Below are 22,159 nucleotides of genomic sequence, written 5' to 3'. Positions count from 1 at the left end.
GGCGCCGTAGTCTTAACCTGAGCAGCAGCTTATAAGGCTGCGGCTCTTATTTTGAAGAAATGAGACAAGCAGGGGCATCCGGGCTGGTACCCGGACTATCAGCGTGATCCTAAGTGGCTTGTTTTAGTCGCTGCATTCGGACTTCTGCAAGCGTGCTCGGTGTCGACGCCGGTGGTGTTCCCCTAACCGAGGGTGACCAAGCATGCAAGAAAGCGTGATGCAGCGCATGTGGAACAGCGCCTACCTATCCGGTAGTAACGCTGCCTATGTGGAAGAGCTCTATGAGCTCTACCTGCACGACCCTAACGCTGTGCCAGAAGAGTGGCGCACCTACTTTCAGAAGTTGCCTGCTGACGGCAACACTGCCACCGATGTTTCGCACTCCACAATTCGCGATCATTTCGTCTTGCTGGCAAAGAACCAGCGCCGCGCCCAACCGGTTTCCGCCGGCAGCGTGAGCAGTGAGCACGAGAAGAAGCAAGTTGAAGTGCTGCGATTGATCCAGGCCTACCGTATGCGTGGCCACCAGGCAGCCCAGCTTGACCCGCTGGGGCTGTGGCAGCGTCCTGCACCTGCAGACCTGTCGATCAATCATTACGGCTTGACCAATGCCGATCTTGATACGACCTTCCGTGCCGGCGACCTGTTCATCGGCAAAGAGGAGGCGAGCCTACGCGAAATTCACGAAGCGTTGCAGCAGACATATTGCCGCACCATCGGCGCTGAATTTACGCATATCACCGATTCCGAGCAGCGCCAGTGGTTCCAGCAGCGTCTGGAAAGCGTGCGCGGCCGTCCGACGTACTCCGCCGACATCAAGAGCCACCTGCTCGAGCGCGTCACGGCCGGCGAAGGTCTGGAAAAATACCTGGGTACCAAATACCCGGGTACCAAGCGTTTCGGTCTGGAAGGCGGCGAGAGCCTGATTCCGATGCTCGACGAGCTGATCCAGCGTTCCGGTTCCTACGGCACCAAGGAAATCGTCATCGGCATGGCCCACCGTGGCCGTCTGAACGTGCTGGTCAACACCTTCGGCAAGAACCCGCGCGAGCTGTTCGACGAGTTCGAAGGCAAGAAGAAGGTCGAGCTGGGTTCCGGTGACGTTAAATATCACCAGGGCTTCTCGTCCAACGTCATGACCACCGGCGGTGAAGTTCACCTGGCCATGGCCTTCAACCCGTCCCACCTGGAAATCGTATCTCCAGTGGTCGAGGGTTCGGTTCGCGCCCGTCAGGATCGTCGTAACGACCCTACCGGCGAGAAGGTTCTGCCGATCTCCATCCACGGTGACGCGGCATTCGCCGGTCAAGGCGTGGTCATGGAAACCTTCCAGATGTCGCAGACCCGCGGTTTCAAGACCGGCGGCACTGTGCACATCGTGATCAACAACCAGGTCGGTTTCACCATCAGCAACCCGCTGGACTCGCGTTCCACCGAGTACGCGACCGACGTTGCGAAGATGATCCAGGCGCCGATCCTCCATGTGAATGGTGATGATCCGGAAGCCGTGTTGTTCGTGACCCAGCTGGCCATCGACTACCGCATGCAGTTCAAGCGTGACGTGGTGATCGACCTGGTCTGCTACCGTCGTCGTGGCCACAACGAGGCCGACGAGCCAAGCGGCACCCAGCCAATCATGTATCAGCAGATCACCAAACAGCGCACCACCCGTGAGCTGTATGCCGATCGTCTGACTCAGGGCGGTGTGCTGGACGCAGAGCGTGTTCAGGCGAAAGTCGACGAATACCGCAATGCGCTGGACAACGGTCTGCATGTTGTAAAAAGCCTGGTCAAAGAGCCGAACAAAGAGTTGTTCGTGGACTGGCGTCCGTATCTGGGCCACGCCTGGACCGCGCGTCACGACACTCGCTTCGATCTGAAAACCTTGCAGGAACTGTCCGCCAAGCTGCTGGAAATCCCGGAAGGCTTCGTGGTTCAGCGCCAGGTCTCGAAAATCTACGAAGACCGTCAGAAAATGCAAGCCGGCGGCCTGCCAATCAACTGGGGTTACGCCGAAACCATGGCGTACGCGACCCTGGCGTTCGAAGGTCACCCGATTCGCATGACGGGTCAGGACATCGGTCGCGGTACGTTCTCGCACCGTCACGCTGTCTTGCACAACCAGAAAGACGCGGGTACCTACGTCCCGCTGCAAAACCTGTACAAGGGCCAGCCACGTTTCGATCTGTACGATTCGTTCTTGTCCGAAGAAGCCGTGCTGGCGTTCGAATACGGTTACTCGACCACTACGCCTGAGGCGCTGGTGATCTGGGAAGCCCAGTTCGGCGACTTCGCCAACGGTGCCCAAGTGGTTATCGACCAGTTCATCACCAGTGGCGAGCACAAGTGGGGCCGTCTCTGCGGTCTGACCATGCTGCTGCCGCACGGTTATGAAGGTCAGGGTCCGGAGCACTCTTCGGCTCGTCTGGAGCGTTACCTGCAACTGTGCGCCGAGCACAACATTCAGGTAGCCGTACCGACTACGCCGGCTCAGATCTACCACTTGCTGCGTCGTCAGGTGATTCGCCCGCTGCGCAAGCCGTTGATCGTTCTGACTCCGAAGTCGCTGTTGCGTCACAAACTGGCCATCTCGACCCTGGAAGATCTGGCCGAAGGTTCGTTCCAGACCGTTATCCCGGAAATCGATACCCTGGACCCGAAAAAGGTCGAGCGCGTTGTTCTGTGTAGCGGCAAGGTCTACTACGACCTGCTGGAGAAACGCCGTGCCGAAGGTCGTGACGACATCGCCGTCGTGCGTATCGAGCAGCTGTACCCATTCCCTGAGGACGACTTGAACGAAGTCCTGGCTCCGTACACCAACCTCAAACATATCGTTTGGTGTCAGGAAGAGCCGATGAACCAGGGTGCCTGGTACTGCAGCCAACACCACATGCGCCGCATCGTTGGCAATCACAACAAAGCACTCTTTCTCGAGTACGCCGGTCGTGATGCTTCCGCTGCACCTGCTTGTGGTTATGCATCGATGCACGCTGAGCAGCAGGAAAAACTGCTGCAAGACGCCTTTACTGTTTAACGCCTTCGCGCACCTGAAACCGAATTTAAGGACCCACAGATAATGGCTATCGAAATCAAAGCCCCCACTTTCCCGGAATCGGTTGCCGATGGCACCGTTGCCACCTGGCACAAAAAGCCGGGCGACGCCGTCAAGCGCGACGACCTGATCGTCGACATCGAAACTGACAAAGTCGTACTGGAAGTGTTGGCCACCGCTGATGGTGTGCTGGGCGCTATCGTCAAGAACGAAGGCGACGTCGTTCTGTCCGACGAAGTCCTGGGCTCCATCGAAGCGGGCGGCGCTGCTGCCGCTCCAGCTGCTGCCGCTGCTCCGGCCGCTGCACAAGCTGCTGCTCCAGCCGCTGAAGGCGAAGATGATCCTGTTGCTGCACCGGCTGCTCGCAAGCTGGCTGAAGAAAACGGTATCAACATCGCTTCCGTTGCCGGCACTGGCAAAGGCGGTCGTGTGACCAAGGAAGACGTTGTTGCCGCTGTAGCTGCCAAGAAAGCCGCTCCGGCTGCCGCACCTGCCAAGGCTGCTGCTCCTGCCGCTGCTGCTCCAGTGTTCGCTGCCGGCGATCGCATCGAGAAGCGCGTACCGATGACCCGCGTACGGGCCACCGTCGCCAAGCGTCTGGTTGAAGCTCAATCGAACATGGCAATGCTGACCACTTTCAACGAAGTCGACATGACCGAAGTCATGGCGCTGCGTTCGAAGTACAAGGACCTGTTCGAGAAGTCCCACAACGGCGTGCGCCTGGGCTTCATGTCGTTCTTCGTCAAGGCTGCCACCGAAGCACTGAAACGCTTCCCGGCTGTCAACGCGTCGATCGACGGTGCTGACATCGTTTACCACGGCTATGCCGACGTCGGTGTCGCTGTTTCCAGCGACCGCGGCCTGGTTGTTCCGGTTCTGCGTAACGCCGAACTGATGAGCCTGGCTGAAATCGAAGGCGGCATCGCCACCTTCGGCAAGAAGGCTCGTGACGGCAAACTGTCGATGGACGAGATGACCGGCGGTACTTTCACCATCACTAACGGTGGTACTTTCGGTTCGATGATGTCGACCCCGATCGTCAACCCGCCGCAAGCGGCCATCCTGGGCATGCACAACATTCTGCAGCGTCCTATGGCGATTAACGGTCAGGTTGTTATCCGTCCGATGATGTACCTGGCGCTGTCCTACGATCACCGTCTGATCGATGGCAAAGAAGCTGTGACCTTCCTGGTTACCATCAAGAACCTGCTGGAAGACCCGGCTCGTTTGCTGCTGGATATCTGATTTCGTTGCACGGGCCGTCCAGTGATGGACGGCCCTCCTGTAATGACCAGCTTCGTCCCACGACGGTCCTCAAAAGGGGCCGTCCGGTTTGATTCGAGAAGGAATGACACATGACTCAGAAATTCGACGTGGTAGTGATTGGCGCGGGCCCTGGCGGCTACGTGGCTGCCATTAAAGCAGCGCAACTGGGCCTCTCCACTGCCTGCATCGAGAAATACACCGACAAGGAAGGCAAACTGGCCCTCGGCGGTACTTGCCTGAACGTCGGCTGCATTCCATCCAAGGCGCTGCTGGACAGCTCCTGGAAATACAAGGAAGCCAAAGAAGGCTTCGCGATCCACGGTATCAATCACGCTGGCGTGACCATGGACGTGGCTGCAATGGTTGGCCGTAAAGCCAACATCGTCAAAGGCCTGACCTCTGGCGTTGCCACCCTGTTCAAGGCTAACGGCGTCACTTCCCTGCAAGGCCACGGCAAACTGCTGGCCGGCAAGAAAGTCGAACTGACCAAGGCAGACGGCACCGTCGAAATCATCGAAGCCGAGAACGTGATTCTGGCTTCGGGCTCGCGTCCGATCGACATTCCACCGGCTCCGGTTGACCAGAACGTGATCGTCGATTCGACCGGCGCACTGGAATTCCAATCGGTACCCAAGCGCCTGGGCGTGATCGGCGCTGGCGTGATCGGCCTGGAACTGGGTTCGGTCTGGTCCCGTCTGGGTTCCGAAGTGGTTGTTCTGGAAGCGCTGGAGAAGTTCCTGCCAGCGGCTGACGACGCCGTTTCCAAAGAAGCCTACAAGACCCTGACCAAACAAGGTCTGGACATCAAGCTGGGCGCTCGCGTCACCGGTTCCAAAGTGAACGGCAACGAAGTTGTCGTGAACTACACCGATGCCAATGGCGAACAGAACATCACGTTCGACAAGCTGATCGTTGCCGTTGGTCGCCGTCCAGTGACCACCGAACTGCTGGCATCTGACAGCGGTGTGAACATCGACGAGCGCGGTTTCGTTTTCGTTGACGACCAGTGCGCGACCAGCGTACCGGGCGTTTACGCGATCGGCGACGTGGTTCGCGGCATGATGCTGGCGCACAAGGCGTCCGAAGAAGGCATCATGGTGGTTGAGCGCATCAAGGGCCACAAAGCCCAAATCAACTATGACCTGATCCCGTCTGTTATTTATACTCACCCGGAAATCGCGTGGGTCGGTAAAACCGAGCAGACCTTGAAAGCTGAAGGCGTTGAAGTTAACGTCGGCACTTTCCCGTTCGCAGCCAGTGGCCGTGCCATGGCAGCCAACGATACCGGCGGTTTCGTGAAAGTCATTGCTGATGCCAAGACTGACCGCGTATTGGGCGTCCACGTGATTGGCCCGAGCGCTGCAGAACTGGTTCAGCAGGGCGCGATCGGCATGGAATTCGGCACCAGCGCTGAAGACCTGGGCATGATGGTTTTCTCCCATCCGACCCTGTCCGAAGCCTTGCACGAAGCAGCTTTGGCTGTGAATGGCGGCGCCATCCACATTGCCAACCGCAAGAAGCGTTAAGACAAGACAATAAGAAACCACGGCGGAAGGCCCGTCGTGAGCCTTGCGTGCAAGACTCACCGCGGAATGTCCGCCGGACGCAGCCTTGCGTAGTCTCACCGGTTATCCGGAACACCTACGCAAGCAGCAGTCACAGGTGGTGCGGCACTTGAAAAAGTGCAGCACCGAATGCGCAGTACCTAACGAAGACGGTAATAAGCATGAATCTTCATGAGTATCAGGGTAAGCAGCTGTTCGCTGAATACGGCCTGCCAGTATCCCAGGGTTTCGCCGTAGACACCCCGGAAGCAGCAGCAGAAGCGTGCGACAAGATCGGCGGGACCGAATGGGTTGTCAAAGCCCAGGTTCACGCAGGTGGTCGCGGTAAAGCGGGCGGCGTTAAGCTGGTTCGCAGCAAAGAAGACGCCAAAGCATTCGCTCAACAGTGGTTGGGCAAGCGTCTGGTGACTTACCAGACTGATGCCAATGGTCAGCCAGTCACCAAGATCCTGGTTGAATCGTGCACTGATATCGCTAAAGAGCTGTACCTGGGCGCTGTCGTTGACCGTTCGAGCCGTCGCATCGTGTTCATGGCTTCCACCGAAGGTGGCGTGGACATCGAGAAAATCGCTCACGACACCCCTGAGAAAATCCTCAAGGCTACTATCGATCCACTGGTTGGCGCTCAGCCATTCCAGGGTCGCGAGCTGGCATTCCAGTTGGGTCTGGAAGGCAAGCAAGTTGCTCAGTTCGCCAAGATCTTCGTAGGTCTGGCCAAGCTGTTCAAGGATCACGACCTGGCTCTGCTGGAAGTGAACCCGCTGGTGATCAAGGCTGACGGCGATCTGCATTGCCTCGACGCCAAGATCAACATCGACGCCAACGCCATGTACCGTCAGCCTAAGCTGAAGACTTTCCACGATCCGTCGCAAGACGATCCGCGCGAAGCGCACGCTGCCAAGTTCGAACTGAACTACGTAGCGCTGGAAGGCAACATCGGTTGCATGGTCAACGGTGCTGGCCTGGCCATGGGTACCATGGACATCGTCAACCTGCATGGCGGCAAACCAGCCAACTTCCTCGACGTGGGCGGCGGTGCTACCAAAGAACGCGTTACCGAAGCGTTCAAGATCATCCTGTCCGACACTAACGTCGCTGCAGTATTGGTCAACATCTTCGGCGGCATCGTTCGTTGCGACATGATTGCCGAAGGCATCATCGGCGCTGTGAAAGAAGTCGGCGTGAAAATCCCGGTTGTTGTTCGCCTTGAAGGCAACAACGCTGAGCTGGGCGCTAAAGTACTGGCAGAAAGCGGTTTGAACATCATCGCTGCTACCAGCCTGACCGACGCTGCTCAACAAGTTGTCAAAGCTGCGGAGGGCAAATAATGAGCGTCCTGATCAATAAAGACACCAAAGTTATCTGCCAGGGTATTACCGGTTCGCAAGGTAGTTTCCACACCCAGCAAGCCATCGAATACGGCACCAAGATGGTTGGTGGCGTAACTCCTGGTAAAGGCGGCACCGAGCACCTGGGTCTGCCAGTGTTCAACACCGTGAAAGACGCTGTAGCTGCCACTGGCGCCACCGCCAGCGTGATCTACGTTCCAGCTCCTTTCTGCAAGGATTCCATCCTGGAAGCAGCATTCGGCGGCATCAAGCTGATCGTTTGCATCACTGAAGGCATTCCTACCCTGGACATGCTGGATGCCAAGGTCAAGTGCGACGAGCTGGGCGTAGTCCTGATCGGTCCTAACTGCCCAGGCGTGATCACTCCAGGCGAATGCAAGATCGGCATCATGCCAGGTCACATTCACTTGCCAGGCAAGGTCGGTATCGTTTCCCGTTCCGGCACCCTGACCTACGAAGCTGTTAAGCAGACTACTGACGCCGGTTTCGGTCAGTCGACTTGCGTCGGCATCGGCGGTGACCCGATCCCAGGCTCGAACTTCATCGACATCCTGAAGCTGTTCCAGGAAGACCCGAAGACCGAAGCGATCGTTATGATCGGTGAGATCGGCGGTTCGGCTGAAGAAGAAGCGGCTGCCTACATCAAGGCACACGTGACCAAGCCGGTTGTTTCCTACATCGCTGGTGTGACTGCCCCTGCGGGCAAGCGCATGGGCCATGCTGGCGCAATCATCTCTGGCGGCAAAGGCACTGCAGACGAGAAGTTTGCTGCCCTGGAAGACGCAGGCGTTAAAACCGTGCGTTCGCTGGCAGACATCGGNCAAGGCTTTGTCCGAGCTGACCGGTTGGGCGATCAAGTAAGCCTCGCGCTTATCTGACGCTTCACCAAACAAAGGCCACCTTCGGGTGGCCTTTGTCATTTGCGAAGATCAAAAGATCGCAGCCTCGTTGCACTCGACAGCTCCTACAGGGGATACGAAAACCTTGTAGGAGCTGTCGAGTGCAACGAGGCTGCGATCTTTTGATCTTTTTATATGTAAACGCGACACGGAAGTGTCGCGTATCGGATNAGATCGCACCCTAACAGTGCGTTTGTCGGGCAAATTCGTTAGGCTAGCAGCCATTTTTGCGTCCGCGGCCCACAAGGTTGTTACGCGCTAAACGGGTCAGTCCTATTCGGACCGACAGCATTTCCCTCACCCCTCAGGGAAATCCCTCTCTAAATTCCGATTCAGTAGTGTGGTATTTCCTTAATGAAAGTGTTGAAAGGCCAGGACATCCTGGCACTTGGTTTTATGACGTTTGCCCTGTTTGTCGGGGCTGGCAACATCATCTTCCCGCCTATCGTCGGTCTGCAGTCCGGTCCAAATGTCTGGATGGCGGCGCTGGGCTTTCTGATCACCGCGGTCGGTCTGCCGGTGATCACCGTTGTCGCCTTGGCCAAGGTCGGTGGCGCCATGGATGCCTTGAGCAGCCCGATCGGGAAAGTCGCCGGTGGCCTGCTGGCTGCCGCGTGCTACCTCGCTGTCGGCCCGCTGTTCGCGACACCGCGCACCGCCACCGTGTCGTTTGAAGTCGGCTTGGCGCCGCTGACCGGCGAGAGCCCGCTGGCACTGTTCCTCTATAGCTCGGTGTACTTCCTGCTGGTGTTCTTCATCTCGCTCTATCCGGGCCGGCTGCTGGATACCGTAGGACGTTTCCTCGCACCGCTGAAGATCATCGCCCTGGCCGCGCTCGGCATCGCCGCGTTTGCATTGCCGGCCGGTGATGTCGGCGTGGCCACCCCGGAATACGTGGCGGCACCGTTCTCCCAAGGCTTCATCAATGGTTACCTGACCATGGATACCCTGGGTGCGCTGGTGTTTGGCATTGTCATCGTCAACGCAATCCGCTCCCGTGGCGTCGAGTCGCCGGTGCTGATTACCCGTTACGCGATCATCGCCGGGCTGATTGCCGGCGTGGGTCTGGCGCTGGTTTACGTCAGCCTGTTCCGTCTCGGTTCGGGCAGCCATGAAGTGGCCGCGGGTGCCACCAACGGCGCGGCGGTGTTGCACGCTTACGTGCAACACACCTTCGGCTCTCTGGGCAGCGGTTTTCTGGCGGTGCTGATTTCCCTGGCCTGTCTGGTGACTGCGGTGGGTCTGACATGCGCTTGCGCCGAATACTTCAGCCGTGTGCTGCCGCTTTCCTACAAGACATTGGTCATCATCCTGGCCGCATTCTCCCTGCTGGTGTCCAACCTGGGCCTCACCAAGCTGATTGCGTTCTCGATCCCGGTGCTGACCGCGATCTACCCGCCGTGCATTGCCCTGGTCGCCCTGAGCTTCTGCAAGGACTTCTGGCATGAGCAGGGCCGAATCGTCGGTCCGGTGATGCTGGTGTCGTTCATCTTCGGTTTGATCGACGCCCTCAAGGGCGCGGGTCTGGCGGACTGGATGCCGACTCAGTTGTCTCACCTGCCGCTGAGCGAGCAAGGCCTGGCCTGGCTGGTGCCGTCGGTCATGACCCTGGTTGTCGCGGTGGTTTGCGATCGCCTGCTGGGCAAGCGCGAAGAAGCACTGGCTTAAGCCGCTTCATGGCCCGCCACAAGCGGGTCGTGAACACACATGGAAATGCCCCGTATCAATCGATACGGGGCATTTTTTTATGGGCTTGTACAAATCTAATGTGGGAGCGAGCTTGCTCGCGAAGAGGGCATGACATTCAATAGTTATGTTGACTGATACACCGCCTTCGCGAGCAAGCCCGCTCCCACAGGGATTTCGGTACTCCGCATAAACATCACAAGGACCTGCATGTCGTTCATCCACGCCAACATGATCCACATCCTCGCCGCGCTCTGGTTCGCCATCTGCTGGGGCGGTTACACCCGTTATGCGACGTGGAAGGGCCGCGACACCGCGTGCCTGGCCAGCGTGCTGCACCTTTATCGCGAAGACTGGATGCGCCGCATGCTGTTGCGCGACAACCGCATCGCTGACGCCAGCGTAATCGGTAACCTGGAGCGCAACGCCTCGTTCTTCGCCTCCAGCACACTGATTATCCTGGCCGGCATTCTCACGGTGCTCGGAGCCTCCGAACGGGCAGTGTCGTTGTTGGCGGATATCCCGATGGTGCAACAGGCATCCCAGGGGATGTCGGAGATCAAGTTGCTGTGCCTGGCGCTGGTGTTTGTCTATGCGTTCTTTACGTTCAGCTGGTGCATGCGCCAGTACAACTTTGCGGCCATTCTGGTGGGCTCGGCGCCGATGGTCGGTGAGCGTCACGTTTCCGAACAAGAGCGCAAAGCCTTTGCTGCCCGGGCGGCCCGCGTCATTTCCATGGCCGCCAACCAGTTCAACTTCGGACTGCGCTCCTACTACTTCGGCATGACCATGCTGGCCTGGTTCGTCAGCCCGTGGTTGTTCATGTTGATGAGTGCCGGCGTGGTGCTGGTGTTGTATCGCCGGGAGTTTCATTCCGACGTTCTCGACGTGATGGTCTATACACCTACAGAGGCGCCATTGCCTGAGGCGATTAAAGAGGCTGTTTGATGAGTATTCCGTTCTGGTGTGTGTTTATCAGTGCCCTGCTGATTTTTTTGGCAAAAATTCCTGTGGCCAAGGCAATGAATGACCAGGGCGGTTATGACAACCATCTGCCGCGTCAGCAACAGGCGCAACTGACTGGCTTTGGTGCCCGTGCGTTGGCGGCTCATCAAAACTGTTTTGAGGCGTTCATTCTTTTCGCGGTGGGGGTGTTGATGGCTCACACCACGCAGACAGCGGGGTGGCTGATCGACTTGCTGGCAATCATCTTCGTGATTTCGCGAATCATTTATTTGCTGTGCTATTGGGTTGATCTGGCCTGGCAGCGGAGCCTGGTATGGTCCGTTGGACTAGTGTGTTCGTTGCTGTTGATGATTAGTCCGACTTTTAGAGCTATTTTGCTGTAGCGCCTGCTTCGCAAACAAAAAACCAGGCAAAAGAAAACCCGCACTTGGCGGGTTTTCTTTATCACGCTAAAAACTGTTTTAGTTTTTAGGTGCTTCTTTTTTGGCTGCTTCGTTCGATTCAGCCTGAGCTTTTGCGGCTTCGGCGTTTTCTTTCGCCGCGTCGTTCACTTTATCCTGAGCTTTACTCATATCTTGCTGAGCTTGCTCGGCATGTTTGTTAGCATCTTGAGCTTTGTCCTCGGATTTTTTATCGCAGGCTGCGAGACCGAGGGAAGCGGTCAACATCAAGGCAATAGCTAAAGTCTTACGCATGGGGTGTTTCTCCTTATGGAAAATATCTACTGGTCTTTCGAGCACTGCCCATAGCGTTAAGTTCCTCAATTCATACAGATATATAAGATTATTCCGACGGGAACTTTTACTAAAAACGCCTAGTGCGTTGCCTGAACACTAAGAAGAGTTTTATCAAAATGGCCGAAAACCCCGTTTTTGAGCGCGCTACACGATTTCTATCGGCGCTGCGACATTGTCAGGTACTTGGGCTGCGGGTTCACAACGCCAGCAGCGAAGGCCTGACGGTCATCCTGCCGTACAGTCCGCAAATTGTTGGCAACCCGCTAACCGGCGTGATTCATGGCGGGGCGCTGACCTCGCTGATGGACACGGCCTGCGGCATGTCCACCCTCTGCGTGCTGCCCGAGTTCGAAGTTTGCCCGACCCTCGACCTGCGCATCGACTACATGCACGCCGCCGAGCCGCATAAAGATGTCTACGGTTTTGCCCAGTGCTACCGGGTGACCACTGATGTGATCTTTGCTCGCGGTTTTGCCTACCAGGACGATCCCGAGCAGCCCATCGCCCATGTGATGGGCACCTTCATGCGCATGGGCAAAGCCATCAAGGGCACCAAAGGCTTTGGCGGCGTCATCGCCGGAGGTGCGAAATGACCGATTCCTTCAAGGAACAACTTCAGCAGGCACATGAGCAGGGCGACTACGCCTCGCTGCTGCACCTGATTCCCTACGCCAAACTGATCGGCGTCGAATGTTCGCGGGTGGGGGATGATCTGCTGTTTCGCTTGCCGGCCAACAAGGACAACATTGGTAACCCTTTATTGCCGGCGATTCATGGTGGCGTGATTGCCGGGTTCATGGAGTTGTCCGCAGCGCTGCACCTGCTGATTTTCGCCGGTTCGCCGGGTGTGCCGAAGATCATCGATTTCTCCCTCGACTATCTGCGCGCCGGGCAGTTTCGCGACACCTGGGCCAGATGCCAGGTTTGCCGGCAGGGTCGCCGGGTCGCCAACGTTGCGATTACGGCCTGGCAAAGCACTGAAGCCGAACCGATTGCCACTGCCCGCGCCCATTTCAAAATTGAAGAGCCCTTGAAATCCTGAACTCAGCCCCCAACTTTGATGACAACCCGCCGCCGACCCTTCAGGTCGCGGCCACTGCCATCTGATTGGAGTTTGATGACCATGAGTGTGGAAACTCAAAAGGAAACCCTGGGCTTCCAGACCGAGGTGAAGCAACTGCTGCACCTCATGATCCATTCGCTGTATTCCAACAAGGAAATTTTCCTTCGCGAATTGATCTCGAACGCCTCTGACGCTGTCGACAAATTACGTTTCGAAGCCCTGTCCAAGCCTGAGTTGCTGGAAGGTGGCGCCGAGCTGAAAATCCGTGTGAGCTTCGACAAGGACGCTAAAACCGTCACCCTCGAAGACAACGGCATCGGCATGAGCCGCGAAGAAGCGATCACCCACCTGGGGACCATCGCCAAATCCGGCACCGCCGATTTCATGAAACATCTCTCTGGCGATCAGAAAAAAGACTCGCACCTGATCGGTCAGTTCGGTGTGGGTTTCTACTCTGCATTCATCGTCGCCGATAAAGTTGACGTTTTCAGCCGTCGTGCCGGTGATGCTGCCAGCGAAGGCGTGCACTGGGCATCCCAGGGCGAAGGCGAATTTGAAGTTGCCACCGTTGAGAAGGCCGAACGCGGCACTCGCATTGTCCTGCACCTGAAATCGGGTGAAGACGAATTCGCCGATGGCTGGCGTCTGCGCAACATCATCAAGAAGTACTCCGACCACATCGCTCTGCCGATCGAGTTGCCGAAAGAAGTGGCCGCCGCTGAAGGCGAAGAGCAACCGGTCGTTGAATGGGAAACCGTCAACCGCGCCAGCGCCCTGTGGACTCGCCCTCGCACTGAAGTGAAAGACGAGGAATACCAGGAGTTCTACAAACACGTCGCTCACGACTTCGAGAACCCGCTGAGCTGGAGCCACAACAAGGTCGAAGGCAAGCTCGAATACAGCTCGCTGCTCTACGTGCCGGCCCGTGCTCCGTTCGATCTGTACCAGCGTGAAGCGCCGAAAGGCTTGAAGCTGTACGTGCAGCGCGTGTTTGTGATGGATCAGGCAGAGTCGTTCTTGCCGCTGTACCTGCGCTTCATCAAAGGCGTGGTCGATTCCAACGACCTGTCGCTGAACGTGTCGCGGGAAATTCTGCAGAAAGACCCGATCATCGATTCCATGAAGTCGGCGCTGACCAAGCGCGTTCTCGACATGCTGGAAAAGCTGGCGAAGAACGAGCCTGAGCAATACAAGAGCTTCTGGAAAAACTTTGGCCAGGTCATGAAAGAAGGCCCGGCAGAAGACTTCGCCAATAAAGAGAAAATCGCTGGCCTGCTGCGTTTCGCATCGACCAGTGGTGATGAAGGCGAGCAAGTGGTGGGTCTGGCCGAATACCTGGCTCGCGCCAAGGAAGGTCAGGACAAGATCTACTACCTGACCGGCGAAACCTACGCGCAAGTCAAGAACAGCCCGCACCTGGAAGTCTTCCGCAAGAAAGGCATCGAAGTGTTGCTGCTGACCGACCGCATCGACGAGTGGCTGATGAGCTACCTCAACGACTTCGACGGCAAGAGCTTTGTCGACGTGGCGCGTGGTGACCTGGACCTGGGCAATCTGGATTCGGAAGAAGACAAGAAAGCCGCGGAAGAAGTCGCCAAGTCCAAAGAAGGTCTGGTTGAGCGTCTGAAAACTGCACTGGGCGATTCCGTCGCTGAAGTGCGGGTTTCCCATCGTCTCACCGATTCCCCGGCGATTCTGGCCATCGGCGAGCAGGACCTGGGGATGCAGATGCGTCAGATCCTGGAAGCCAGCGGTCAGAAGGTTCCTGAATCGAAGCCGATCTTCGAATTCAACCCGGCTCACCCGCTGATCGAGAAGCTCGACAACGAGCAGAGCGACGAACGCTTCGGCGATCTGTCGCACATTCTCTTCGATCAGGCGGCCCTGGCCGCCGGCGACAGCTTGAAAGACCCGGCCGCCTACGTGCGCCGTCTCAACAAGCTGCTGGTTGAACTGTCGGTTTAACTGCGTTGTACAAAAACCCGCTTCGGCGGGTTTTTTTATTCTGGTGTCTTTTACTGGGAGTTAGTCATGAGCCAGATCATGGTTCGTTCCGTCGCTTATCAGATTGATGGCCAGTCGTATGAAAGCCGTCTGGCGTTCGATGCCGACTACAAAGGCCCACGTCCCGGCCTGTTGATGGCGCCGAACTGGATGGGCGTCAGCGCCGGTGCCGAGGAGATCGCCAAGTCCGTGGCGTCCAAGGGTTATGTGGTGCTGATCGCGGACCTCTACGGCCAGTCGGTCCGTCCGCAGAACGGCGACGAGGCGGGTGCGGCGATGATGCCGCTGAAGAACGACCGCGCATTGCTGCGCAAGCGTATGGCGGCGGCCTTCGAGCAATTGCAGGCCCAGGGCGAGGCGGCAGTCGATACCGCGAAGCTGGCGACGTTCGGTTTCTGCTTTGGCGGTTGCTGTGCGCTGGAGTTGGCCCGCACTGGTGCGCCAGTGAAAGCGGCGGTGTCGTTCCATGGCTCGCTCGATACGCCGAACCCGGCGGATGCCAAAAACATCAAAGGCTCGGTACTGGTGCTGCACGGCGCATCCGATCCATTGGTGCCGAAAGAGCAACTGCCGGCGTTTGAAGAAGAAATGAATGCGGCGGGCGTGGATTGGCAACTGCTGAGCTACGGCGGCGCGGTGCATTCCTTCACCGATCCGCACGCCAATGTGCCGGGCATGATGATGTATGACGCGAAGACGGCGGGGCGTGCGTTTGCGTCGATGTACAACTTGCTGGATGAAGTTTTTAAAGGCTGATTGCCTCAAGATCAAAAGATCGCAGGCTGCGCCAGCTCCTACAGGGGAATGCATTTACATGTAGGAGCTGCCGAAGGCTGCGATCTTTTGATTTTTGCCCTAAGGCAATTCGATCCGCTCACTTTCCCCCGGCACCGTCGGCCAATCCCCGGCCGCCCAGCGCCGGCGCGCTTCATCGATCAACGCCGGATCGCTCGCCACAAAATTCCAGTTGATTCGCCGCGGCCCATCCAGAGGCGCACCCCCAAACAGCACGGCATGACAGTCGCTTTCAGCGAACAGCGTCATCTCTTCCCCGGCCGGCAACACCACCAGTGAATGCGGTTCTACCAGCTCGCCATCCAGTTGCACCTCGCCGTCCAGCACATACAACGCCCGCTCTTCATGCTCGGTTGGAATCAGCAATGTGGTCGCCGTTTGCAGGTTCAATTCGGCATACAGCGTGGGAGAAAGCACCGGGACCGGTGATTCCAGGCAAAAGCCTGACCCGGCAATCATCCGGATCTTCACTCCCAGGTTATCGCTGACCGGCAGCGTGGCCGCCGGGTGGTGACTGTAGTGTCCGGGACCGTGCTCTTTATCTTTTGGTGAGGCCAGCCAAATCTGCAAACCATGCATCGTGAAGCCGCTGTCCTTCAACGCCTCAGGCGTGCGCTCGACGTGGGCAATCGCGCTGCCCGCCGTCATCCAGCTGACATCACCGGCCTCCACCACCTGATCGGAGCCGAGGCTGTCCTTGTGCTGGATTTTTCCTTCGAACAAGTACGTGAGGGTCGACAGACCAATGTGCGGATGCTGACGGATGTTCATGCCTTTTCCCGCCTCATAACGGGTTTCGAGCATATGGTCGAAAAACACGAAAGGTCCGACGCTGCGGCATTTGGCTGACGGCAGCGGGCGAAGAATCGGTTGACCCTCGACATCTTCGGCGCGGGGACGAATCACGAGCGGAGTGTTCATGCTGCATTCCAGGCTGAGCGGGTAATGCGTGGAGCATAACCCGCTTGCGCAGCCCTTGCCGCTATTGGCTGAAGGCACCTTCAGACAGGTGCGTTTCGATGCTGACGTCGGTGCTGGTCATCAACTTGTGGACCGGGCAACGGTCGGCCACGTGGTGCAGCTCATCGCGCTGAGCGTCGGTGAGCACACCTTTGAGTGTCAGTTTGACGTGCAGGGCATATTTACCTTTCTGCTCTTCGCTGTTGTCACGTTTGACTTCGACCGTGACACCGGTCAGCGGGATGTCTTTCTTCTTCGCGTACATCTTCAGGGTCAGGGCCTTGCAGGCGCCGAGGGCCGCGTCGAAGTAATCGTGTGGCTCGGGCGCCGAGCCTTCGCCGCCGGCGAGTGTCGGTACGTCGGCAAAGAGTTCATGGTCATCGATCTGTACGCTGTGACGAAAACCTTCGGCGGAAACGGTATTGACGGTGACAGTCATGGGAAACCTCGCAGGCAACAGGAAAAGTCATTCGATCAAAAAAGACCTTGAAGGTATAGAGCACTCCTCTTGTTACGCGTTCCACTTTTTCGCTCGCCCATTGCCGTGCGCTGAATCGTTACCGCCCGACGATCGAAGTAGTGAGGCGTTTTGATATCACTTTTTCGTCTTACGCAAAATCTCTCAGGGCCGATACCTTCTAAGGCAACCTGCTGCAGGGTTGATGCGGCACTTTTGGAAGGAACCAGAGCAATGAGTATCAGAAGTCTCAATATTGCGCCGCGCGCGGGCCTGGGTTTTGGCCTGCTGGCGTTGATGGTGTTTGGATTGGGGGCGTTCGCCCTGCTGCAAATGTCGAACATGCGCGCGCAGTCCGATCAGGTCGATGACAACTGGCTGCCCAGCGTGATGGCGGTCGGGGAGATGAATCAGGACATGCTGCGGCTGCGGGCATTGACTATGCGTCTGCTGCTCAATCGGGACCCGCAGGCGCTGATGCAAAACGTCAACAAACTCAACGAACTCAAAGGCACCCTGGGTGAGCCTCAGCAGCGTTATGACGCGCTGATCGTGCTGCCCGAAGAGCGCGTGCTGTTCGACCGCTTCAAAGCCTCGGAGCAACACTACCTGCAGTTCCAGACTCAGGTGATGACGCTGTCTGCCCAGGGACGGGTGGAAGAGGCGGCCGCCATCCTCAATGGCGAGATGAGTCCGTTGGCCGATGAAATCACCGTCACCCTCAAGGCATTGGTCGAGCTGAACAAGCACAACGCCAACCTGGCGACGGAGGGGGGGCGCCAGGTGTTCAGCCAATCGCGGGTCTGGGTCGGGGTGATGATCGGCCTGACGGCGCTGATGACCATCGGCCTGGCGCTGCTGCTGACCCGCAGCATCGTCGTGCCGCTTTCCCAATCGTTGAAGGTGGCTGAAGGGGTGGCTGGCGGCGATCTCACCGGTGATATCAGCATCACCGGCAAGGACGAGCCAGCGCGGCTGTTGCACGCGCTCAAGAGCATGCAGGGGAGTTTGCGCGAAACTCTGCGGCGTATTTCCGACTCATCCAGCCAGTTGGCCTCGGCCTCGGAAGAACTCAGTTGTGTGACTGAAGAGGCCACCCGGGGTCTGCATCAGCAGAGCCTGGAAATCGACCAGGCCGCCACGGCGGTGAATCAGATGACCGCAGCGGTGGAGGAGGTTGCGAGCAATGCGGTGGCCACGTCCGAAGCGTCTCGGGAATCCGACCGGATCGCCCAGCACGGTCGCGAGCAGGTGCATCAGACCGTGTTGTCCATCGAATCCCTGGCCGACGATGTCACGGCCAATGCGACCCAGGTCGAGGACCTGGCGCAGAAAGTTTATGGCATCAGCAAAGTCCTGGACGTGATTCGCTCGATTGCCGAGCAAACGAACTTGCTGGCCCTGAACGCGGCCATCGAAGCGGCGCGGGCCGGGAGTGCCGGGCGCGGGTTTGCGGTGGTGGCCGATGAAGTGCGGGCGCTGGCGCACCGGACTCAGCAATCGACCCAGGAAATCGAGCAGATGATCGCTGGCATCCAGCAAGGCACCGATGCTGCGGTCAGCTCGATGCAGCAGAGCAACACTCGGGCGCGTTCGACTCTGGAAGTGGCGAAAGCCGCCGGTACGGCGCTGGAAGAAATCGCCACGGCGTTTACCCTGATCAATGAGCGCAACCTGGTGATTGCCAGCGCCTCGGAGGAGCAAGCGGCTGTCGCGCGTGAGGTGGATCGCAACCTGATGAATATTCGCGATCTTGCGTTGCAGACGTCGGCCGGGGCGAATCAAACCAGTGCGGCGAGCCAGGAGCTGTCTCGGTTGGCGGTCGATCTTAATACGATGGTGGCGCGGTTCTCGGTCTGAACGCCGAGCGGATTTGTCGTTCCGGCGACGCTACCGGCTGGCTGTGCAAGGTTGCGGGTGGCGCCATCCCGGCCTATGGTCCAAGCGATACTTTGCCTGCGACTGGCGCGCAATGATTCGTCGCCGGTTGCTGTCCATCCAGTGCTAATTTTCGTAGCGAGGTGACGACATGCCCACCGACTCCCGACCCGCCGTGCTCGAACTGATCGGCAATACGCCGCTGGTGCGCGTCAGCCGTTTCGATACCGGCCCGTGCACGCTGTTCCTCAAGCTCGAATCACAGAACCCCGGCGGCTCGATCAAGGATCGCATCGGCCTGGCGATGATCGACGCCGCCGAGCGCGATGGCAGCCTGCGACCCGGCGGCACCATCGTCGAGGCCACCGCTGGCAACACCGGCCTTGGCCTGGCCCTGGTCGGCCGTGCCAAGGGTTACCGAGTGGTGTTGGTGGTGCCGGACAAGATGTCCACCGAGAAGGTCTTGCACCTCAAGGCGATGGGCGCCGAGGTGCACATCACCCGCTCCGACGTTGGCAAGGGCCATCCCGATTACTACCAGGACGTTGCGGCCCGGCTGGCGCAGGAAATCCCCGACGCCTTCTTCGCCGATCAATTCAACAACCCGGCCAACCCGCTGGCCCACGAGTGCAGCACCGCGCCGGAAATCTGGGCGCAGACTCAGCATGACCTGGACGCCATCGTCGTCGGCGTTGGCTCGGCCGGCACGCTGACCGGGTTGACCCGTTTCTTTCGCCGCGTGCAACCGGACCTGGTCATGGTGCTGGCCGATCCGGTCGGCTCGGTGATGGCCGAATACAGCCGCAGCGGCATCATGAGCACGCCCGGCTCCTGGGCGGTGGAGGGCATCGGCGAGGACTTCATTCCGTCGATTGCCGACCTGTCCAGCGTGCGCCACGCCTACTCGATCAGCGACGAGGAAAGCTTCGATCATGCCCGCCAACTGCTGCGCGCCGAAGGCATACTCGGCGGCTCTTCAACCGGCACACTGCTGGCGGCGGCGCTGCGTTACTGCCGCGAGCAGACCGAGCCGAAGCGGGTCGTCAGCTTCGTCTGCGACACCGGCACGCGCTACCTGTCGAAGGTCTACAACGACCAGTGGATGAACGATCAGGGCCTGCTGCAATACAAACATTACGGCGATCTGCGCGACCTGATCTCGCGGCGCTTCGAGGATGGCCGGGTGATCAGCGTGGGCCCGGACGACACGCTGCTCATCGCGTTCCAGCGCATGCGCCTGGCGGATGTGTCGCAACTGCCGGTGCTGGAGGGCGGGCAGCGGCTGGTCGGCGTGATCGACGAGTCCGACATTCTGCTGGGCATGCAAGAAGAGGCTTCGCACTTTCGCGCGAGCGTGGCCAGCGCGATGACCGATAAGCTGCAAACCCTGCCTCCAGGCGCCAGTCTGGCTGAACTACGGGCGGAGCTCGACCGTGGGCTGGTGGCGATCATCGCCGACGCTTCGGGCTTCTACGGCTTGATTACTCGAGTCGACATGCTCATTCACCTACGGAGATCCCTTACATGAGTCAACACGATGAAAACGCTGTGCCACGCGCCTTCGCCACCCGTGTGATCCATGCCGGGCAAACGCCCGACCCCACCACCGGGGCGCTGATGCCGCCGATTTACGCCAACTCCACCTATTTGCAGCAGAGCCCCGGTGTGCACAAGGGCTTCGACTACGGGCGCTCGCACAACCCGACGCGCTTTGCGCTGGAACGTTGCGTTGCAGACCTCGAAGGCGGCTCCCAGGCCTTCGCGTTCGCCTCCGGGCTGGCAGCGATCTCCACGGTGCTCGAGCTGCTCGACGCGGGCTCGCACATCGTCTCCGGCAATGATTTGTACGGCGGCACCTTTCGGCTGTTCGACAAGGTGCGCAAACGCAGCGCCGGGCATCGCTTCAGCTTCGTCGACCTGACTGACCTGGCGGGATTCGAAGCAGCACTGCAGCCCGACACGAAGATGGTTTGGGTCGAGACGCCAAGCAATCCCTTGCTGAGCCTGACGGACCTCGCCGCCGTCGCGCGCATCTGTCGCTCGCGAGGCATTATTTGTGTCGCCGACAACACCTTTGCCAGCCCCTGGATACAGCGCCCGCTGGAGCTTGGCTTCGACATCGTGCTGCACTCGACCACCAAGTACCTGAACGGCCACTCCGACGTGATCGGCGGCATTGCGGTGGTCGGACAAAACGCAGACCTGGCGGAGCGTCTGGGCTTCCTGCAGAACTCGGTAGGCGCGATTGCCGGGCCGTTCGACGCTTTCCTCACCCTGCGCGGCGTGAAGACCCTGGCGCTGCGCATGGAACGCCACTGCAATAACGCGCTGGACCTGGCGCAATGGCTGGAACGTCAGCCGCAGGTGGCGCGCGTCTATTATCCGGGCCTGCCGTCGCACCCGCAGCACGAACTGGCGCAGCGGCAGATGCGCGGTTTCGGCGGGATGATATCCCTCGACCTGAACAGCGACCTGGCCGGCGCCACGCGCTTCCTCGAGAGTGTGCGGATCTTTGCCTTGGCCGAGAGCCTGGGCGGGGTGGAAAGCCTGATCGAGCACCCGGCGATCATGACCCACGCCAGCATCCCCGCAGGCACCCGCGCGCAACTCGGCATCGGCGATGCGCTGGTGCGGTTGTCCGTGGGGGTCGAGGATGTCGAAGACCTGCGCGCCGACCTGGCACAGGCGCTGGCGCGGATCTGAATTTCAGCAGGCAAAAAAAATCCGGAACCCTTATCGGATTCCGGATTTTTGTGTCGAGCCGGATCAGCTGCCTTTGACAGCCTTGCCGTTGACCGTACCGTCGAGGAGCATGATGTTGTACTCCTTGCCGTCGGTTTCAACCTGTTGCAAACGAACCAACAGGTAATCCCAGTCCTTGGCGAACCACAGGACGGTGATGCGCTTGCTTTGTGTCGGGTCGCGCACGCGCTCGACCTTGATCGCATCGATCTGGCCAGCCTTGGTGTCGACCTTTTCCGAACCCAGCACGCGGAAGTCATAGGTATCGACTTCGCCAGCGTCGACGACCTGGTAGCTCATGCTTTTCTTGCCGGCAGCCACATCGTGTTGCAGGGCCAGCTGATAAGTGGATTTGTCGACCATGCCACGGTTGAGCGGGATCTTGACCGGGTCACCCCGATCGGTGCCGGTGACCATTTTGTTGGTCCAGTCGAAATCCAGGTCAGCCTTCTTGGCTTTACCCAAGCCGCCACGTTCGAAGTGGTAGGACTGCGGCAGCAAGGTGTCCTTGTCCAGCGTCAGGATGCTTTCTTCGGTCAGGCTGGCGATCATCATCGAGGCCTTGAAGCTGAGCTTCCAGGCGCCGTTGGCTTGCTTGGTCAGGCTTCGTTCAGCGGTGCCGCTCATGGGCAACTGCTTCCAGTCAGCGGTGTAGCTGGCGGAGAAAGGTTGAAGTTCTGCAGCCTGCGCAAATGGCAGTGCGAGCAGAGCGCAAGCGAAGAGCAGGGCGCGACGCATAA

Annotated in this window: 18 protein-coding genes and 1 pseudogene; 15 read left to right on the top strand and 4 right to left on the bottom strand. The window is 58.8% G+C overall.

Annotated elements, in window-relative coordinates; all coding sequences use genetic code 11:
• The first annotated feature begins 202 nt into the window (after nucleotides 1-202).
• The 8 genes and pseudogenes from E3W21_RS24990 to E3W21_RS24950 all read left to right on the top strand — a co-directional run bounded on the left by E3W21_RS24990 (nucleotide 203) and on the right by E3W21_RS24950 (nucleotide 11,166).
• Nucleotides 203-3,034: a 2-oxoglutarate dehydrogenase E1 component gene (locus tag E3W21_RS24990; RefSeq protein ID WP_129442286.1), complete on the top strand. Its 2,832-nt coding sequence runs from the start codon at nucleotides 203-205 to the stop codon at nucleotides 3,032-3,034.
• A gap of 42 nt (nucleotides 3,035-3,076) precedes the next feature.
• Entirely contained in the window at nucleotides 3,077-4,297 is a 1,221-nt protein-coding gene (odhB, locus tag E3W21_RS24985) for a 2-oxoglutarate dehydrogenase complex dihydrolipoyllysine-residue succinyltransferase (protein WP_129442288.1), read from the top strand.
• A gap of 110 nt (nucleotides 4,298-4,407) precedes the next feature.
• On the top strand, nucleotides 4,408-5,844 hold the full coding sequence (lpdA, locus tag E3W21_RS24980) for a dihydrolipoyl dehydrogenase (RefSeq protein ID WP_129442290.1): 1,437 nt from the start codon (nucleotides 4,408-4,410) through the stop codon (nucleotides 5,842-5,844).
• A gap of 200 nt (nucleotides 5,845-6,044) precedes the next feature.
• Entirely contained in the window at nucleotides 6,045-7,211 is a 1,167-nt protein-coding gene (gene sucC, locus E3W21_RS24975; protein WP_008148602.1) for an ADP-forming succinate--CoA ligase subunit beta, read from the top strand.
• Nucleotides 7,211-8,093: pseudogene (gene sucD / locus E3W21_RS24970) on the top strand (succinate--CoA ligase subunit alpha). Before sucC ends, sucD begins: the two are co-directional and overlap by 1 nt.
• 392 nt (nucleotides 8,094-8,485) lie before the next feature.
• Nucleotides 8,486-9,799: a branched-chain amino acid transport system II carrier protein gene (gene brnQ, locus E3W21_RS24965; protein WP_129442292.1), complete on the top strand. Its 1,314-nt coding sequence runs from the start codon at nucleotides 8,486-8,488 to the stop codon at nucleotides 9,797-9,799.
• A 228-nt stretch (nucleotides 9,800-10,027) separates the two neighbouring features.
• Complete coding sequence (locus tag E3W21_RS24955) at nucleotides 10,028-10,765, top strand: DUF599 domain-containing protein (RefSeq protein WP_008148609.1); 738 nt, start codon at nucleotides 10,028-10,030, stop codon at nucleotides 10,763-10,765.
• Nucleotides 10,765-11,166: an MAPEG family protein gene (locus E3W21_RS24950; protein ID WP_134422215.1), complete on the top strand. Its 402-nt coding sequence runs from the start codon at nucleotides 10,765-10,767 to the stop codon at nucleotides 11,164-11,166. The genes E3W21_RS24955 and E3W21_RS24950 overlap by 1 nt, the downstream gene beginning before the upstream one ends.
• Nucleotides 11,167-11,244: 78 nt before the next feature.
• On the opposite strand, the gene E3W21_RS24945 is transcribed toward E3W21_RS24950, so the two are convergent.
• Nucleotides 11,245-11,478 carry a hypothetical protein gene (locus E3W21_RS24945; protein ID WP_129442298.1) on the bottom strand — a complete coding sequence of 78 codons (234 nt, stop codon included), beginning with the start codon at nucleotides 11,476-11,478 and terminating at the stop codon, nucleotides 11,245-11,247.
• A 158-nt stretch (nucleotides 11,479-11,636) separates the two neighbouring features.
• Here E3W21_RS24945 and E3W21_RS24940 point away from each other — a divergent pair, with 158 nt between their 5' ends.
• The 4 genes from E3W21_RS24940 (at nucleotide 11,637) to E3W21_RS24925 (ending at nucleotide 15,343) form a co-directional block, all read left to right on the top strand.
• Nucleotides 11,637-12,113, top strand: a complete 477-nt coding sequence (locus E3W21_RS24940) for a PaaI family thioesterase (protein WP_134422214.1) — start codon at nucleotides 11,637-11,639, stop codon at nucleotides 12,111-12,113.
• The gene (locus E3W21_RS24935; RefSeq protein ID WP_129442302.1) at nucleotides 12,110-12,562 is read left to right on the top strand and encodes a PaaI family thioesterase; all 453 of its coding nucleotides are present in this window, start codon (nucleotides 12,110-12,112) and stop codon (nucleotides 12,560-12,562) included. The genes E3W21_RS24940 and E3W21_RS24935 overlap by 4 nt, the downstream gene beginning before the upstream one ends.
• An 81-nt stretch (nucleotides 12,563-12,643) precedes the next feature.
• Nucleotides 12,644-14,548 carry a molecular chaperone HtpG gene (gene htpG / locus E3W21_RS24930; RefSeq protein WP_134422213.1) on the top strand — a complete coding sequence of 635 codons (1,905 nt, stop codon included), beginning with the start codon at nucleotides 12,644-12,646 and terminating at the stop codon, nucleotides 14,546-14,548.
• Between the two features lie 66 nt (nucleotides 14,549-14,614).
• The gene (locus tag E3W21_RS24925; RefSeq protein WP_134422212.1) at nucleotides 14,615-15,343 is read left to right on the top strand and encodes a dienelactone hydrolase family protein; all 729 of its coding nucleotides are present in this window, start codon (nucleotides 14,615-14,617) and stop codon (nucleotides 15,341-15,343) included.
• 99 nt (nucleotides 15,344-15,442) lie between these two features.
• Here E3W21_RS24925 and E3W21_RS24920 read toward each other — a convergent pair whose 3' ends face one another.
• Nucleotides 15,443-16,303 (bottom strand): pirin family protein, encoded by an 861-nt coding sequence (locus E3W21_RS24920; protein ID WP_134422211.1) that lies wholly within the window; start codon nucleotides 16,301-16,303, stop codon nucleotides 15,443-15,445.
• A 61-nt stretch (nucleotides 16,304-16,364) separates the two neighbouring features.
• A complete protein-coding gene (locus E3W21_RS24915; protein ID WP_134422210.1) occupies nucleotides 16,365-16,781 on the bottom strand; it encodes an OsmC family protein in 417 nt (138 codons plus the stop codon).
• A gap of 252 nt (nucleotides 16,782-17,033) precedes the next feature.
• On the opposite strand from E3W21_RS24915, the gene E3W21_RS24910 reads away from it, so the two are divergent.
• From E3W21_RS24910 to E3W21_RS24900, 3 genes are all read left to right on the top strand, one after another.
• A complete protein-coding gene (locus tag E3W21_RS24910) occupies nucleotides 17,034-18,659 on the top strand; it encodes a methyl-accepting chemotaxis protein (protein ID WP_134422209.1) in 1,626 nt (541 codons plus the stop codon).
• A gap of 169 nt (nucleotides 18,660-18,828) precedes the next feature.
• Nucleotides 18,829-20,205 (top strand): pyridoxal-phosphate dependent enzyme, encoded by a 1,377-nt coding sequence (locus tag E3W21_RS24905; protein WP_134422208.1) that lies wholly within the window; start codon nucleotides 18,829-18,831, stop codon nucleotides 20,203-20,205.
• A complete protein-coding gene (locus tag E3W21_RS24900) occupies nucleotides 20,202-21,380 on the top strand; it encodes a cystathionine gamma-synthase (RefSeq protein ID WP_134422207.1) in 1,179 nt (392 codons plus the stop codon). Before E3W21_RS24905 ends, E3W21_RS24900 begins: the two co-directional genes overlap by 4 nt.
• 63 nt (nucleotides 21,381-21,443) lie before the next feature.
• On the opposite strand, the gene E3W21_RS24895 is transcribed toward E3W21_RS24900, so the two are convergent.
• Nucleotides 21,444-22,157 carry a DUF3108 domain-containing protein gene (locus E3W21_RS24895; protein ID WP_134422206.1) on the bottom strand — a complete coding sequence of 238 codons (714 nt, stop codon included), beginning with the start codon at nucleotides 22,155-22,157 and terminating at the stop codon, nucleotides 21,444-21,446.
• Nucleotides 22,158-22,159: the final 2 nt, after the last annotated feature.

This window comes from Pseudomonas sp. F01002, from assembly GCF_004402115.1.
Classification (GTDB): domain Bacteria; phylum Pseudomonadota; class Gammaproteobacteria; order Pseudomonadales; family Pseudomonadaceae; genus Aquipseudomonas; species Aquipseudomonas frigoris.
This window is presented reverse-complemented; position numbering and strand designations above follow the sequence as displayed.

Bases quoted from the DNA above. Each gene is read 5' to 3' on its own strand.
- E3W21_RS24990 (WP_129442286.1), top strand. From the start codon at position 203: ATGCAAGAAAGCGTGATGCAGCGCATGTGGAACAGCGCCTACCTATCC.
- odhB (WP_129442288.1), top strand. From the start codon at position 3,077: ATGGCTATCGAAATCAAAGCCCCCACTTTCCCGGAATCGGTTGCCGAT.
- lpdA (WP_129442290.1), top strand. From the start codon at position 4,408: ATGACTCAGAAATTCGACGTGGTAGTGATTGGCGCGGGCCCTGGCGGC.
- sucC (WP_008148602.1), top strand. From the start codon at position 6,045: ATGAATCTTCATGAGTATCAGGGTAAGCAGCTGTTCGCTGAATACGGC.
- brnQ (WP_129442292.1), top strand. From the start codon at position 8,486: ATGAAAGTGTTGAAAGGCCAGGACATCCTGGCACTTGGTTTTATGACG.
- E3W21_RS24955 (WP_008148609.1), top strand. From the start codon at position 10,028: ATGTCGTTCATCCACGCCAACATGATCCACATCCTCGCCGCGCTCTGG.
- E3W21_RS24950 (WP_134422215.1), top strand. From the start codon at position 10,765: ATGAGTATTCCGTTCTGGTGTGTGTTTATCAGTGCCCTGCTGATTTTT.
- E3W21_RS24945 (WP_129442298.1), bottom strand. From the start codon at position 11,478: ATGCGTAAGACTTTAGCTATTGCCTTGATGTTGACCGCTTCCCTCGGT.
- E3W21_RS24940 (WP_134422214.1), top strand. From the start codon at position 11,637: ATGGCCGAAAACCCCGTTTTTGAGCGCGCTACACGATTTCTATCGGCG.
- E3W21_RS24935 (WP_129442302.1), top strand. From the start codon at position 12,110: ATGACCGATTCCTTCAAGGAACAACTTCAGCAGGCACATGAGCAGGGC.
- htpG (WP_134422213.1), top strand. From the start codon at position 12,644: ATGAGTGTGGAAACTCAAAAGGAAACCCTGGGCTTCCAGACCGAGGTG.
- E3W21_RS24925 (WP_134422212.1), top strand. From the start codon at position 14,615: ATGAGCCAGATCATGGTTCGTTCCGTCGCTTATCAGATTGATGGCCAG.
- E3W21_RS24920 (WP_134422211.1), bottom strand. From the start codon at position 16,303: ATGAACACTCCGCTCGTGATTCGTCCCCGCGCCGAAGATGTCGAGGGT.
- E3W21_RS24915 (WP_134422210.1), bottom strand. From the start codon at position 16,781: ATGACTGTCACCGTCAATACCGTTTCCGCCGAAGGTTTTCGTCACAGC.
- E3W21_RS24910 (WP_134422209.1), top strand. From the start codon at position 17,034: ATGAGTATCAGAAGTCTCAATATTGCGCCGCGCGCGGGCCTGGGTTTT.
- E3W21_RS24905 (WP_134422208.1), top strand. From the start codon at position 18,829: ATGCCCACCGACTCCCGACCCGCCGTGCTCGAACTGATCGGCAATACG.
- E3W21_RS24900 (WP_134422207.1), top strand. From the start codon at position 20,202: ATGAGTCAACACGATGAAAACGCTGTGCCACGCGCCTTCGCCACCCGT.
- E3W21_RS24895 (WP_134422206.1), bottom strand. From the start codon at position 22,157: ATGCGTCGCGCCCTGCTCTTCGCTTGCGCTCTGCTCGCACTGCCATTT.